The organism is Microcella sp. (assembly GCF_046293215.1).
GTDB lineage: Bacteria > Actinomycetota > Actinomycetes > Actinomycetales > Microbacteriaceae > Microcella.
The window spans coordinates 43,419-57,033 of sequence record NZ_JBKBPI010000010.1; the positions used below are offsets into that span (position 1 = coordinate 43,419).

The following is a 13,615-nucleotide window of genomic DNA, read 5'->3' on the forward strand; positions in this document are numbered from 1 at the left end:
CCGGGTCACGGCAGCGGCCCGAGCAGGTCGGCGGCGACCGCGGCCTGCACGCTCTCGGGGTCGCTCGGGTGGTAGATGCCCGCGAGCACGTCGCGCTGCAGGCGGCTCAGTTCGGCCGTCGAGCGGTAGCCCGCTCCCCCGACCGCGTGCATGCACTGGTCGACCACGTCGCGCGCCGTCTGCACGCAGCGCTGCTTGAGCCCCGTCAGGTCGCGGAACCATCGCAGCCCGCGATCGACCCCGGCGTCGCGGGCTGCGGTGACCGCCTCGAGCTGCGGCGCGAGCGCGTCGAGGGCGATCGCCGCATCCGCGATGCGCCGGCGGATGTCGGGGTCGTGCGCGTACGGCGCCCCGCCGAGCTTCATGCCCGTGCGGGTCTGCGCCGACTCAACGGCGAGCTCGAGCGCGCGGTCGGCGATCCCCGCGTAGACCGCGCCGATGAGCGTCAAGAAGTTGGCGAAGATCGCCAGCGTGTACTGGTCGCCGGGCGACCCCGCGGGCAGGATGCGCGCCACGTGCTCATCGCGGATGATCGCCCCGTCGAGGTGCGTCGTGTGCGACTGGGTGGCGCGCATGCCGAGCGTGTCCCAGTCCGGGGTGACGGTGACGCCGGGCGGTGTCGCGGTCGGGTCGCCCTGCGGGTCGTCGCGCATAAGGAAGCCGTGGACGATAACCGGGTCGCCGCTCTCTCCGCGCGCGGGGTCGGGGTCGTGCCGGGCGAGGGTGCCGAGACGAGTCCACGCGGGCGAGAGGGTGGTGAAGATCTTCATGCCGGTGAGGGCCCAGCCGCCGTCGACCCGGTCGGCCCGGGTGAGCGAGTCGCTCATCACTCGGTCGTTGCCGCGCTCGCTGATTGCGAAGGCGAACACCTCGCCGGCGGCCGCGTCGTCGAGCACCCACTGCAGCGAGTCGTCGCCGGCGGCGGCGAGGTCGCGGGCGACCCCCATCCAGACGAGGTGCATGGTGAGGCCGAGCGCCGTCGCGGGGCCGTGCGCGGCGAGCAGTCGCTGGTCGCGCATCGCCGCCGTCAGGCTGCGCGGGGCGAGGTAGCCGTGGGCGCGCAGCTCGGCGAGGTCGTCGGTGAAGAACGCGTTGTCGCGGTCATACTGCGGCGCCCTCTCCCGGATGCGCGCGAGCATGCCCGCATCGCGGCTCGCGTCGAGCGCGCGGTCGCCTCCGCGAGCATCCAGGATCGGTGCGTCAGCCATGCCGGCAACGCTACTCCGCGCGCCTGGCGGGGCCCCGAGCATCCGTCACACGCTCTCGGCGAACGCTTAACCGCACCGTCGCACGACGGGAGTAGGTTCAGCCCATGGCATTCATCGAGGCCCGCGACCTCGTCAAGACCTACACCCCGAAGGGCGCCCCCGTCGTGCGCGCCCTCGACGGCCTTGACCTCGACGTCGCCCAGGGAACCGTCACCGCACTGCTCGGCCCGAACGGCGCCGGCAAGACCACCACCGTCAAGGTGCTCACCACCCTCATCAAGCCCGACTCCGGCACCGCCGTCATCGACGGCGTCGACGTGCTGCGCGACCCCGACCGGGTGCGGCGCATGATCGGCGCAAGCGGCCAGTACGCCGCCGTCGACGAGAACCTCACCGGCTTCGAGAACCTCATGATGGTCGGCAAGCTCTACCACCTGGGGTCGAAGGTCGCCAGGCAGCGGGCGACCGAACTCATCGAACTGTTCGACCTGGTCGACGCGGCGAACCGGCCGGTGAAGGGGTTCTCGGGCGGCATGCGGCGACGCATCGACCTCGCCGGGGCCCTCGTCATTAACCCGCCCGTGCTGTTTCTGGACGAGCCGACGACCGGCCTCGACCCGCGCAGCCGCCTCGCCCTGTGGGACATCATCGAGTCGCTCGTCGCCGGGGGCACCACCGTGCTGCTCACGACCCAGTACCTCGAAGAGGCCGACCGCCTGGCCGATGCCATTTCGGTGATCGACAACGGCCGCGTCATCGCCAAGGGCACCGCCGACGAGCTGAAGGCCTCGGTCGGCGGCCAGCGCGTCGCCGTCACCCTCGTCAGCGAATCGGATGCTCGTGCTCTGACCGAGATCATGTCTCGCTTCGGATCGGGAGCGCCTGTCGAAGGCGGCGGCGGGCGCACCTTCGTCGTACCCGTCGACAACGGACCCGTCGCGCTGAGCGCGATTGTCGGGGCCGCCGCCGAGCAGGGCATCGCCCTGCACGACGCCGGAATGCGCCGACCCACCCTGGACGACGTCTTCCTCCAACTCACCGGACACACGGCCGAACAGGCCGACGATGCCGAAGGAGCCGCCGCGTGACCGCCGAACTGAATCCCACGAGCGTCGGGGCTACCGCGTCGGGCGGCAGCCGGGGCACAGCCGCCACGCTGCAGCCGCTTCCCGGCAGCGCGATCTCGCGGTTCCTCTCCGACGGGTGGGTGACCACCTGGCGCAACCTGATGAAGATCATCCGGGTGCCCGAGATCCTGCTGTTCAGCCTCATTCAGCCGATCATGTTCGTCCTGCTGTTCACCTACGTGTTCGGCGCCGCGATCGACATCCCCGGCGACGGCTACACGTCCTTCCTCATGGCGGGCATCTTCGCCCAGACCGTGGTCTTCGGCTCGACGTACTCGGGCTCGGCAATGGCGCAAGACCTGAAAGACGGCATCATCGACCGGTTCCGCACGCTGCCGATGAGCGGGGCCGCGGTGCTGGTCGGCCGCACGAACGGCGACCTCGTCATCAATGCGCTGTCGATGACGGTGATGATGGGGACGGGCTTCGTCGTCGGCTGGCGCGTGAACTCGTCGCCGCTCGAGTTCGTCGCCGGCGTGGCCCTGCTGCTGCTGTTCGCTTACGCCTTCTCGTGGGTGATGGCGTTCCTCGGGCTCGCCGTGCGCAGCCCCGAGATCATCAACAACGCCTCGTTCCTCATCCTCTTCCCGCTCACGTTCATCTCGAACGCGTTCGTGCCGAGCGAGAACCTCCCGACGCCCTTGCGCGTCTTCGCCGAGTGGAACCCCGTGTCGGCGCTCGTGCAGTCGGCGCGCGAACTGTTCGGCAATGTGCCTCCCGGCACGGTCGTCGGCGACGCGTGGACGGCGCAGAACCCGATCGCGACGGTGCTGCTCGGCACCGCGGTGATGCTGCTGATCTTCGTGCCGCTGTCGATCAAGCGCTTCCAGACGCTGAGCCGGTAGGGGCTGCCCGCATCCCCCGTCACCCCTTTTCGGCTCCGGCTGTGGTGTTCATGATGCGGCGCTGGAAGATGAAGAACAGCACCACGACGGGGATGCTCATCAGCACGGCCGCGGCCAACTGCAGCGGGAACTGCTTGCCCGCACCCAGCTGTCCCGACACGAGCTGAGCGACACCGACGGTCAGCGTGTTCAGCTCGGGGCTCTGCCGCGCCACGATGAAGTGACCAAGCTCATTCCACGAACCCTGGAAGCTCAGGATGAAGATGGTCACGAGCGCGGGCGTTGCCATGGGCAAGACGACCGACCAGAAACGCCGGAACGTTCCCGCCCCGTCGATCTTCGCCGCCTCCTCGATCGACTCCGGGATCGAGTCGAAGAACTGCTTCATGATGAACACCCCCGCAGCCGTCGACAGCAGCGGGATGATCATGCCGCCGTACGTGTCGTAGAGCCCCAGCTCGCTGAGGATCAGGAAGCGCGGGATCAGCAGCACGACCCCCGGCACCGACAGCACGGCAATGAAGGCGGCGAAGATGACCGTGCGTCCGCGGAACCGCAGGCGCGACAGCGCGTAGCCGGCCATCGAGTCGAACAGCACGCGGCCGACCGTCACGCACACGGCGACCAGCATCGAGTTGCCCGCCCACAGCGCGAAGGGCTCGCGCGTGAACAGGCGCTCGTACGCGGCGAAGGTGATGGTCTGCGGGATCAGGCCGAGCGCATCCTGCGTCGCCTCCGCATCCGTCTTCAGCGAGCCCGAGATGGAGATGAGGAAGGGGTAGATGTAGATCAGCGCCAGGCCGATCAGGATCAGGTAGCCGAGCAGCATGTTGCTGCGCGCCTTCGCCCCGATCTTCTTGCGCCGCTTCGGAGCGACGGCACGCCGACGGTTGGGGGCCGAGGGCACCTCGGGTGCGTGGGCGGTCATCGGATGCCCCCTTCGGTTAGGTTGCGCGCAGACGCCCGCTGTGCAAAGCCCCGCTTCTTCGGCGAGCGCTCACGGAGGATCCACCGTTGGAGCAGCGTCAGCACGATGATGAAGACGAACAGGATGAACGCGATCGCGGCCCCCTGCCCCCATCGGAACTCGTTGAACGACGTCTCGTACGACAGGTATGCGGGCGTCAGGATGCTCGCCCCACCCCCCAACACGTAGATCTGGTCGAACACCTGCCACGACCCGATGAGCCCCAGCGTGAGCACGGTGAACAGCGTCGGTCGCAACATCGGCAGGGTGATGGAGAAGAACTTGCGCAGGGGTTTTGCCCCGTCCATCAAGGCCGCTTCGTCGATCTCGGAGCCGATGTTTTGCAGGGCCGCGAGGAACAGCAGCATGAAGGTGCCGGAGGTGGTGAAGATCGCCAGGATGATGAGCACAGTCATGGCGACCGACGGGCCGGCGAGCCATTCCCACCAGCTAATGCCGAGCATCCCGCCGTCGGCGAGCGCGGAGGGCGGCGTGTCGGCGCCGAACGCGCCGTAGACGATGTGCAGCACGCCGCGGGAGTCGTTCAGCCAGTTCGGGCCTTGCACACCGAAGGCGCGCAGCACCTGGTTCACGGCGCCGGTGCCGAGGAACAGGAACTGGAAGACGATGACGATCGCGACGGAGCTCGTGACCGACGGGAAGTAGAAGGCGGTGCGGAAGAACCCGCGGCCACGCAGCACCGCACGGTTGACCTGCACGGCGAGGAAGAGTGACAGCGCTGTCTGCAGCGGCACGACGAGCAGCACGTAGTAGAGGTTGTTGCGCACTGCTCGACCGAAGTTGCGCTGGGCGAGACCATCCTCGGTCGTGATGGCCGCGTAGTTGTCGGCGCCGACGAAGTTAACGCGCGGGTTCAGGGGCGATTGGAAGCCGTTCCAGTCGCTGAGACTCACCCAGAAGGCGAGCGCGATCGGGATCAGCAGGAACACCGCGGCGATGACTACCGCGGGGGTGACGAAGAGGTAGCCCGCGCGGGCCTCGCCGCGGCGGATTCCTCCGCCGCGACGGGGGCGCGCGCTGGCGCGGGTGGTGGACATCAGCCGCGGGCGCTGTCCAGGGCCGACTGCAGGTTGGCCTGCAGGCTGGCCAGCAGTGCCGACGGGTTGGCGGTCGCGATGTTCTCGAGTTCGGTGTTGAACTCGCTCACCGCGGCGGCGGCGCCGGCGAAGGCGACGGGGCTGACCGCGTAGTCGACACCGGCGACGAAGGCCGCGTTCTCGGGGAACTGGCTCGCGTAGGTGTCCGCACCGGCCGAGGTCGACGGGATCACACCGAACGCCTCAGCGGCGAGCAGCTGCTCCTCCGGCGTCGTGATGAACTCGACGAACGCGACGGCCGAGCCGCGCGTGTCGCTGTCGACCGGCATGCCCCAGCAGGTCGCGAACGAGTACGTCGACGGGCCGCCGGGTCCGGCCGGCAGCTCGACCGAGATGAACTCTCGGTCGGGGAAGTCGTTCGCCATGGCTCCGTTGATCCACGGACCCTCGACGACCATCGCGGCACGGCCGAGGCCGAACGCCTCGCCACCCCATCCGGCCTCGAGGTCGGGCGGGAAGACGAGCGAACCGTCGGCGATGAGACCCTGAAGGTACTCAAGGCCCGCGGCGTTCTCGGGAGTGTCGGCGGTGACGGTGTCGCCGTCGACCAACTGGCCGCCCGCCTGGTTCATGAAGACGCCGACGCGCGCGTACTCACGTCCCATCGACAGGCCGACCTGGTCAGCGTCGGTCAGCGCCTCGGCGACGGTGGCGAGTTCATCCCACGTCGTGGGCACGTCCGCGTCGGTTAACCCCGCGGCCTCCCACGCCTCCGTGTTGATCTGCAGCCCGAGGGTCGAGAAGTCTTTCGGCGCGCAGTAGAACTCGTCGTTGTAGCTGAACTGCTCGACGAGCGCCGGCAAGAAGTCGCCCGCGTTGGCGAGGTCGCCCGCGTACGGCTCAAGGAAGCCCTGGCTGGCGTAGGTCTCAAACTGGTCCCAGGGCAAGTAGAAGAGGTCGGGCGGGTTGTTGCCCGCGAAACCCTGACCCAGCTGCTGGATGAGGTCGTTCGCGACAACGATCTCAACCTCGGTGCCCGTCGCCTCGGTGAATCGGGCGGCGGCCTCCTGGTAGTAGCCGGCTTCAGCCGGTCCCGACGATGCGATGAGCACGCTCAGCGAGTCGCCGCCGTTCGCGCCCGTGCCACCGTTGTCACCGCCGTTGCCCTCGCCGTTCGGCGCGCAGGCGGTTAGAGTGACGGCGAGCGCCCCGGTCAACCCGAGGGCGGTCCATTGTGATGCCTTCACAGTGATTCCTTTCGATGAGTGATTGCCGGAGCCCCTAGGCGCCGGTGATTCCGCCGAGCGCAAGGTGGCTAGACCTGCGCTCGACGAGTCGAGGCACGAGGAGCCGATTCGTCGGCTCCTCGTTGCTGTCTGGATTCGGCCGCACCTGGCCGCCGCTTTCGCCGAAGAGCAGCTCAAGAGCTGCCGCAACGACCTCGTCCAGCGGCTGGTCGATGCTCGAGAGGCCGACGGCACTGGCGACCGGGGTGTTGTCGAAGCCCACGATGGGTAGGTCGGGTCGACCGGCAGCAGTGGCGGCCATCAGTGCACCCAGGGCGAGGGAGTCGCTCGCGCAGACGATCGCGTCGGGCGCGGTCGAGCCACTCAACAGGTCGCGGGCGAGTGCCGCGCCCTGGTCGACGCCGTCCTCTGTCGAGCGCGAGAGCGCAGCCCGGGTCACCCCGTCGAGTCCGCACGCCTCGGACCAGCCGGCGCGTCGCTCATCTCCGGTTCCCGACGGGCTCGGCCAGCCGATCCACGCAACGCGCTCGGCACCGGATGCTCGCAGCCGGTTGACGGCGTCGCGAACGCCCGCGCGCCCGTCAACGTCGACCCACCGGTGCCGCGGGTCGGTGAGATCGCCACCCCAGGGCCGACCAAAGGAGACGAACGGCACGGCGTGGTCGATCAACCACTGTTGGCGAACGTCGCCGTGCACGGTACCGATGAGCACGAACGCATCGACATCGGAACCGTCATGCAGGCGGCGAATATGGGCGAGCTCGTCTTCTGGCCCATCGGCGGTGAAGATCATGACCCGCAGGTCGCGGGCGTCGGCCTGTTCGGCCAGCTTGTGCACGAAGCGGTCGAGCACCGCGCCCGAGATGCCATCGCGCAGCGGATCGAGCCGAATGCCGATCGTCGAAGACCGCCGCGTGCGTAACCTCCGCGCCGAGGCGTGCGGGCGGTAGCCGAGATCGGCGATCGCCCGCTCGACGCGCTCTCGAGTGGTCTCGCGCACGATGGCGGGGCTGTTAAGCACGTTCGAGACGGTCTGGCGAGAGACTCCCGCCGCCTGCGCGACGTCATCGACGGTCGGCATGCGTCCCACGTGCGCCCCCTTTGGCCCAGTGCTCGGATCGAATCAGCGATCGGATGTTCGTGATGAGAACGTGAATTGGATCGATCATTTTGATCGTTCTAATTCTTCGGTAGTGTGTCCCACACCAGACGCCGGTGTCAAGCCCTCGGCCCCCCACCGGCCCGACCATTGGCCCCCGGATCCGAGGAGCAGACTCGCCGTGACCCCTCCCCGCCAACCGCTGCTGCACGACGCCCTCACGGTCTTGCGCGCACCCACGCAGGTCTGGTCCGCCCCGTCCGGCGCCATGGGCGCCGCCCCGATCCACGGTGTGTACCTGGCCGACGTGCGCATCGTGCGCGGTCTCGAACTCTCAGTGGGCGGTGCGGTGCCCGAGCACATCGCGACGGGGGCCCCGAGCGCCAGTGAGGCGTGCATCCAGTTCCTGCTGCGCGATCTCGACGACCCCACCCCCGACCCGGGCGTGCGGCTCGACATCACCCGTACCGTCGACGCAAACGGCATGACCGAAACCCTGCGGCTCAGCTCCCGCCAGCCGCACGAGCTCACCACCCGCATACGCGTCGCGCTCACAGCCGACGCGAGCCTCATGGAATCGATCAAGCAGGGCCGTCCCGAGCACGCTGCCGTCGCGCCCGTCGTGACCAACGGTGTCGCGACGTGGTCGGGCGAGAGCGTCGACGTATGCCTCTCGAGCGACGGCTTCGCGCTCGCGGCGGCCGACGGCTCGATCACCCTCACCGCCGACATCACCGTGCCGGCCCGGGGCGAGACCACGCTGAGCTGGCGGCTCGATGCGTCAGACCGCATCGCCGCCGTGCGCGGGGCCGACGGACCGGCGCCGTGGTCGACTCCCGACATCGCCGCCGGTGACGCGCGCCTGGCACGCTGGGTCGCCCAGTCGTTGACCGACCTCGACGCCCTCCGCATGACGACGACCTCGCGGCCCGATCAGCAATTCCTCGCCGCCGGAGCTCCCTGGTTCTTCACCCTGTTCGGGCGCGACTCGCTGTGGGCGGCCCGCTTCCTCCTGCCCCTGGGCACCGGGCTCGCGGCTGACACGCTGCGCGTGCTCGCCGGTCTGCAGGGAACCGCAATGGTCGACGACACGGCAGAGGAACCCGGCAAGATCATGCACGAGTTGCGGCGCCAGACGCTCGTGGTGGACGACGCGACCTCGCTGCCCCCGCTGTACTACGGCACGGTCGATGCGACCGCTTTGTGGATCTGCCTGCTGCACGATGCCTGGCGCTGGGGTATGCCCGACGACGACGTCCGCGCGCTGCTGCCGTCGCTCGAGCGCGCCCTCGAGTGGATGCGCGACCACGGGGACGCCGATGGCGACGGGCTGCTCGAGTACGTTGATCGCTCCGGCCACGGCCTGGCAAATCAGGGGTGGAAAGACTCGGGCGACAGTGTGCAGTGGCGCGATGGCAGCCTGGCCGATGGCCCGATCGCGCTGTGCGAGGTGCAGGCGTACGCCTACGAGGCCGCCATGCACGGCGCCGAGCTACTCGACGCGTTTGGGCGCGACGGCGGCGACACCTGGCGCGCCTGGGCCACCGAACTGAAGCGGCTCTTCCACGACACGTTCTGGATCACCGACCCCGCCCTCACGGGCGACCTCGGCCCCTACCCGGCGATCGCGCTGGATGCTCACAAGCGCCCCGTCGACACGGTCACGTCGAACATCGGCCACCTTCTCGGAACGGGTCTGCTCGACGCCGAGCAGAGCGCACTCATCGCGCGCCGGCTTGCCGACCCGGCCATGAGCTCGGGCTATGGCCTGCGCACCATGGCCACTGACTCGGGCGGCTACTGGCCGCTCAGCTACCACGGCGGCGCGGTCTGGACCCACGACACCGCAATCGCCGTACTCGGGCTGGCCCGCGATGGTCACGCCGCCGAGGCGGCGGAGCTCATCTCGGGCCTGCTGCGCGCCGCCGAAGGCTTCGCCTACCGGGTGCCCGAACTGCACTCCGGCGACGGTCTCGACCAGGTGGCCTCCCCCGTGCCGTACCCGGCGGCCTGTCGGCCCCAAGCCTGGTCGGCCGCGTCCGCCGTCGCCGTGCTGCAGGCCGTCCTCGGCATGGAGCCGGCAGAGGACGGGGCTGTGACCGTGCGACCCCTCGACGTCGCCGGCGCCGTGCGCGTTGACGGGGTGATGCGGGGCAGCCAGCGCCTGCGCGTGGACAGCTCTGGGGCGGTCACCGCCTCCTGAGCCGCCCCTGGCTCCTTCCTGGGCGTCCCCTGATTTTGGTGACGAAGCGCGGGCGTAATGCGTCTGACTAGAAGACGCGCGTTCGGCCCGATCACCGGCGCGCGGGAAGGAGAAGCATGAACAGGAACGTCCTCATCGTCGGTGGTACGGCGGTCGCCGCGTACGTGTTGGGAACGCGCGCGAACCGCCCGACGCTCGCCGAACATCCCGAGACGCTGCGCCATCAGGTCGAGCGTCTCTGGACGGATCCGCAGGCGAAGAAGCGCCGTGCGAAGTTCCGCAAGCAGCGGGCGAAGGATGCGCGCGCCGCGAAGAAGGCGCTGCAAAAGCAGACCGCGAAGGCCCGCAAGAACATCGGTAAGCGCGCCGATCGCGCCGCGAAGAAGGTGCGCTCGGCGGTCGCCTCGTAGCGACTCAGCGCCACCCACCCGATCACATGACACGACAAGGAGACCCAGGATGAACGAGCAGCTGAAGAAGACCACGGACGACCTGATTGACGCTGGCCGAGACGCCGTGCGCGACGGCGAGAACGTTGTCGGCGATGCGGTCGACGACCACCGCGACGAGCCCCTCGTCATGCGCGAGGCCCGCAAGGTAGGCCGCCGCGTCGACCAGTACCGCGAGGACTACCCGACCGCGTTCGGCGTGGCCGTGGGCGCCGTGGCAGTCGCGCTCGTCGGCGTGCTCGTCGGCGTCGTCGCGGGTCGACGCTAGGAGCGCACCCGCACCACACGCACGATCAGCGCCGAGGTCAGGCGAGCGCGGCGGCGAGCGATCGCACGCCGCGCTCGACCTCGGCGAAGGTCGTGCTGAGCGGCGACAGCCCGATGCGCACCCCGCTCGGGTGCCGGAAGTCGGGAATCACGCCCTCGCCCCACAGCGTCTGCACCGCCCGCGCCGAGGTCGGGTGGTCGACCGTGATGTGGGAACCACGGCGCGCGGCGTCCCTCGGCGAGGCGAGGCGAGCATCCGGAATGAGCTCGTCGATCAGCTCGATCGCGAACGAGGTGAGCGCCACCGACTTCTCGCGAATCGCCGCGATGCCGGCGCGCTCGATCAGCGACAGCATGTCGGCGAGCGGCACCATGCCGACGATCGGCGGCGTTCCGCTCACGAGCCGGCGGATGCCCATCGCCGGCTCGTAGCCGCGTGTCATCGCGAACGGCTCGCGCGCGCCCAGCCAGCCCGGAATCGGGTTGACCAGCTGCTCCTGGTGCCGCGCCGCGACGTACGCCCAGGCGGGCGCCCCGGGCCCGCCGTTCAGGTACTTGTACGAGCATCCGACCGCCATGTCGACGCCCCACGCGTCGAGCTCGAGCGGCACCGAGCCGACAGCGTGCGAGCAGTCCCAGATCATGAGCGCGCCGTGCGACTGCACCACGCCGGTGACCGCCGGCATGTCGGCCCACCATGCGCTGCGGTAGGCGACGCCGCTGAACAGTGCCGCGGCCGTGCGCTCGCTGACGTGCTCGGCGGCCAGCTCGGGCGTGATTCCGCCGTCGTGCGGCGCGCTCACCCAGCGCACCGTGAGCCCCTGGTCAGCCGCCACCTTCTCGACGATGAAGCGGTCGGTTGGGAACTCATCGCCGAGGATCGCGAGTTCGGTGCGGCCCGGACGCATCGCAACGGATGCGCGCAGCACCTTGTAGATCATGATCGTCGTCGAGTCGCCCACGATGGTCTGGCCGGCGGCCGCGCCCAGGCACGCTGCACCGATGCGGTCGCCTAGTTCTTCGGCGCGGACGAGCCACTGTTCATCCCAGCCGCGAATCAGCCAGTCACCCCACTCGCGTTCGACGAGGCGTCTCATGCTCTCGAGGGTGCGGGCGAGCGGGCGGCCCAGAGAGTTCCCATCCAGGTAAGCGACGAGGTCAGCGCCGGGAAGAAAGTGCTGTGTGAGCGGAGCAAGCGGGTCGCCGTCGTCGAGGTCGCGTGAGCGGTTGCGGAGTCGAGCGTCGTCGATCATGGCGTGAGCCTAGTCGCGCGCGCCCGCAGCTATAGGTATGATGAATCGTCATCGGCCACTGGCGATCGGGGGTGCTCATGATCAGTGCACCACCGCTGACGCCTCTGCCTACGGTGTGTGCCGACGACGAGCTCGGAACGCTGCTCGCTCGGCAGGAGCTTTCCGGGTGGACCGACATCACGGTTCGCATCCTTCGCCCATTCAGTTGGGATGCGAAGCACCGAGGGCTGACCGTCGTGACATTGCCCGTCGCCGAGAACACGGATCGGCTGCTTGTGTGCGGTCCATACGCAACGGCAGATGCCGCCGCGTGGAACGTGGACAGAACCTGGCGGGTGCCCTTCCCGAACGATCCGACGACGGATGCAGTGGCCTATCTCGCGCTCGGAACTCCCCCGGCAGTGGCGGATCGCTTCCAGGATTGCGCCGGATGGTTCACGATTGCTGCCCGAAACGCCGAGGGCCACCCGGTCGCCCTGGCCGCCGCGGTCGACCGCAGCGACACCCTCGTACTGCGCGTCAGTGGCGACCGCGACCACGCTCGTCTCGACCTGATTGCCCCCGCGGCGGTGGCCGAACCACGCGCGGTCCGAGCCCGCCCCGTTCACCCACGCCTGCACGTGGCCCACACCAATGGCGGTCACGACAGCGCTCACGCCTTCCTGCGTACGGCACTCAGCGCGGTGATTCCGACCGCGCACCGGGACGCTTCGACGCCCCTCATCGCCGATACCTGGGGTTTTGGCACCGCGATCACCGGCGACATCGTCGATGACTTCATCAGCGCGGCCGCTGACCTCGGCGCCGATATCGTCACCCTCGACAAAGGTTGGTCGGCGGCCGTGGGCGACTGGGAAGCCAGCTCGGCATACCCGGCCGGAATCGCCGGAATCGCTCAGTCCCTGGCGGATCGTGGCATGCAGCTCGGACTGTGGCTCGGGGTCGGCAACGCGGACCCCTGGTCGCGGATCGCGCACGAACATCCAGAGTGGATCGCTCAGTGGCGCGGCGTTCAGCAAACAGTGTCTCACCGAACCCATCAACTGTGCATTGGGCACGAGGCGGTGCGTCACGCGATCGCCGAGGCGATCGACCGCCTGGTCGCCGACGGGCTGGCATGGATCCTCCACGACTTCGAAACGATCAGCCGGTGCGACGCTGCGCACCACGATCACGACCCGGGCGACGGTGAACACGACGCGGTGACCGGCTGGTACGAACTGCTGCGCGGCGTTCGCGCTCGCCATCCACACGTGCGCATCGAGAATTGTTGGAACGGCGCCCGCCCGCTCGACCTCCAGATGATCGCCCACCACGACACAACAATCGGAGACGATTGGTGCGACACCGAGCACGCCATCACCGCCAAGCTCGGGCTCGGTCACTACCTGCCGGCGTCATGGTGCAGCGCCTACATGGCTGACGAAGTGGGTCGTCCCGACCGTGCAGCTCTCGCCGTCTTCGCAGTGGGGGGGCCATGGGTACTCATGGGCAATCTCGCCGCCTGGGATGACGAGCAACGCGCCCGAGCATCGCGAGCGATCGCCACGTACCGCCACTGGTCACCCCGGCTGTCACGACTGTACGTGGAGGCATCACCCATTGACGGCGACGGTGGTGACCGCCTGCCGCCCGCGGTGCAGGGAATTCAGCTGCGAGATGGCGCGGAGATGGTCGTCGCAATCGTGGTCGGTGCTGACGGTGTCGGGAAACACGCCGAGTGGACTGCTCCCGACGGCTCGACGGTGCTGGCATTCGTCGACGAGTTCACGGGAGAGGCGCGCCGCTGGGACCCGGAGGTCGCGCCTATGCGCATCTCGATCCCGACCGATGAACCGGACGGCCACCTGTGGAGCCTCAGACTCGGCCTGACGAAGCCGGTTACGGCCTGA

12 protein-coding genes are annotated in these 13,615 nt (G+C 69.0%); 6 read left to right on the plus strand and 6 right to left on the minus strand.

The genetic code is table 11. The annotated features are described in order from the left end of the window. Nucleotides 1-5: 5 nt before the first annotated feature. Nucleotides 6-1,208 (minus strand): acyl-CoA dehydrogenase family protein, encoded by a 1,203-nt coding sequence (locus tag ACK4SC_RS09760; RefSeq protein WP_409617481.1) that lies wholly within the window; start codon nucleotides 1,206-1,208, stop codon nucleotides 6-8. Nucleotides 1,209-1,312: 104 nt separating this feature from the next. Between ACK4SC_RS09760 and ACK4SC_RS09765 the strand changes: the two genes are divergently transcribed. Then, a complete protein-coding gene (locus tag ACK4SC_RS09765) occupies nucleotides 1,313-2,296 on the plus strand; it encodes an ATP-binding cassette domain-containing protein (protein ID WP_409617483.1) in 984 nt (327 codons plus the stop codon). A 140-nt stretch (nucleotides 2,297-2,436) separates the two neighbouring features. Next, nucleotides 2,437-3,180, plus strand: coding sequence for an ABC transporter permease (locus ACK4SC_RS09770; protein WP_409617623.1), 744 nt, complete (start codon nucleotides 2,437-2,439; stop codon nucleotides 3,178-3,180). A 19-nt stretch (nucleotides 3,181-3,199) separates the two neighbouring features. Here the strand turns inward: ACK4SC_RS09770 and ACK4SC_RS09775 are convergent, their stop codons facing one another. From ACK4SC_RS09775 to ACK4SC_RS09790, 4 genes are read right to left on the minus strand one after another with little or no spacing between them, the layout of a single operon-like run. Then, complete coding sequence (locus ACK4SC_RS09775) at nucleotides 3,200-4,108, minus strand: carbohydrate ABC transporter permease (RefSeq protein ID WP_409617485.1); 909 nt, start codon at nucleotides 4,106-4,108, stop codon at nucleotides 3,200-3,202. Then, complete coding sequence (locus ACK4SC_RS09780) at nucleotides 4,105-5,205, minus strand: carbohydrate ABC transporter permease (RefSeq protein ID WP_409617487.1); 1,101 nt, start codon at nucleotides 5,203-5,205, stop codon at nucleotides 4,105-4,107. Before ACK4SC_RS09780 ends, ACK4SC_RS09775 begins: the two co-directional genes overlap by 4 nt. Then, nucleotides 5,205-6,452 (minus strand): extracellular solute-binding protein, encoded by a 1,248-nt coding sequence (locus tag ACK4SC_RS09785; RefSeq protein ID WP_409617488.1) that lies wholly within the window; start codon nucleotides 6,450-6,452, stop codon nucleotides 5,205-5,207. Before ACK4SC_RS09785 ends, ACK4SC_RS09780 begins: the two co-directional genes overlap by 1 nt. Nucleotides 6,453-6,486: 34 nt before the next feature. Next, nucleotides 6,487-7,533, minus strand: a complete 1,047-nt coding sequence (locus ACK4SC_RS09790) for a LacI family DNA-binding transcriptional regulator (RefSeq protein WP_409617625.1) — start codon at nucleotides 7,531-7,533, stop codon at nucleotides 6,487-6,489. 199 nt (nucleotides 7,534-7,732) lie between these two features. Here ACK4SC_RS09790 and ACK4SC_RS09795 point away from each other — a divergent pair, with 199 nt between their 5' ends. From ACK4SC_RS09795 to ACK4SC_RS09805, 3 genes are all read left to right on the plus strand, one after another. Beyond that, nucleotides 7,733-9,754 carry a glycogen debranching N-terminal domain-containing protein gene (locus ACK4SC_RS09795; protein ID WP_409617490.1) on the plus strand — a complete coding sequence of 674 codons (2,022 nt, stop codon included), beginning with the start codon at nucleotides 7,733-7,735 and terminating at the stop codon, nucleotides 9,752-9,754. Nucleotides 9,755-9,870: 116 nt separating this feature from the next. Then, the gene (locus tag ACK4SC_RS09800; RefSeq protein ID WP_409617492.1) at nucleotides 9,871-10,164 is read left to right on the plus strand and encodes a hypothetical protein; all 294 of its coding nucleotides are present in this window, start codon (nucleotides 9,871-9,873) and stop codon (nucleotides 10,162-10,164) included. A gap of 49 nt (nucleotides 10,165-10,213) precedes the next feature. Continuing rightward, nucleotides 10,214-10,471 carry a hypothetical protein gene (locus ACK4SC_RS09805; RefSeq protein WP_409617494.1) on the plus strand — a complete coding sequence of 86 codons (258 nt, stop codon included), beginning with the start codon at nucleotides 10,214-10,216 and terminating at the stop codon, nucleotides 10,469-10,471. Between the two features lie 37 nt (nucleotides 10,472-10,508). On the opposite strand, the gene ACK4SC_RS09810 is transcribed toward ACK4SC_RS09805, so the two are convergent. After that, complete coding sequence (locus ACK4SC_RS09810) at nucleotides 10,509-11,723, minus strand: kynureninase (RefSeq protein ID WP_409617496.1); 1,215 nt, start codon at nucleotides 11,721-11,723, stop codon at nucleotides 10,509-10,511. Between the two features lie 77 nt (nucleotides 11,724-11,800). On the opposite strand from ACK4SC_RS09810, the gene ACK4SC_RS09815 reads away from it, so the two are divergent. Continuing rightward, nucleotides 11,801-13,615, plus strand: a complete 1,815-nt coding sequence (locus tag ACK4SC_RS09815) for a glycoside hydrolase family 36 protein (RefSeq protein WP_409617498.1) — start codon at nucleotides 11,801-11,803, stop codon at nucleotides 13,613-13,615.

Excerpts from the sequence above, each read along its gene's own strand:
- ACK4SC_RS09760 (WP_409617481.1), bottom strand. The coding sequence starts at position 1,208 with ATGGCTGACGCACCGATCCTGGATGCTCGCGGAGGCGACCGCGCGCTC.
- ACK4SC_RS09765 (WP_409617483.1), top strand. The coding sequence starts at position 1,313 with ATGGCATTCATCGAGGCCCGCGACCTCGTCAAGACCTACACCCCGAAG.
- ACK4SC_RS09770 (WP_409617623.1), top strand. The coding sequence starts at position 2,437 with ATGAAGATCATCCGGGTGCCCGAGATCCTGCTGTTCAGCCTCATTCAG.
- ACK4SC_RS09775 (WP_409617485.1), bottom strand. The coding sequence starts at position 4,108 with ATGACCGCCCACGCACCCGAGGTGCCCTCGGCCCCCAACCGTCGGCGT.
- ACK4SC_RS09780 (WP_409617487.1), bottom strand. The coding sequence starts at position 5,205 with ATGTCCACCACCCGCGCCAGCGCGCGCCCCCGTCGCGGCGGAGGAATC.
- ACK4SC_RS09790 (WP_409617625.1), bottom strand. The coding sequence starts at position 7,533 with ATGCCGACCGTCGATGACGTCGCGCAGGCGGCGGGAGTCTCTCGCCAG.
- ACK4SC_RS09800 (WP_409617492.1), top strand. The coding sequence starts at position 9,871 with ATGAACAGGAACGTCCTCATCGTCGGTGGTACGGCGGTCGCCGCGTAC.
- ACK4SC_RS09805 (WP_409617494.1), top strand. The coding sequence starts at position 10,214 with ATGAACGAGCAGCTGAAGAAGACCACGGACGACCTGATTGACGCTGGC.
- ACK4SC_RS09810 (WP_409617496.1), bottom strand. The coding sequence starts at position 11,723 with ATGATCGACGACGCTCGACTCCGCAACCGCTCACGCGACCTCGACGAC.
- ACK4SC_RS09815 (WP_409617498.1), top strand. The coding sequence starts at position 11,801 with ATGATCAGTGCACCACCGCTGACGCCTCTGCCTACGGTGTGTGCCGAC.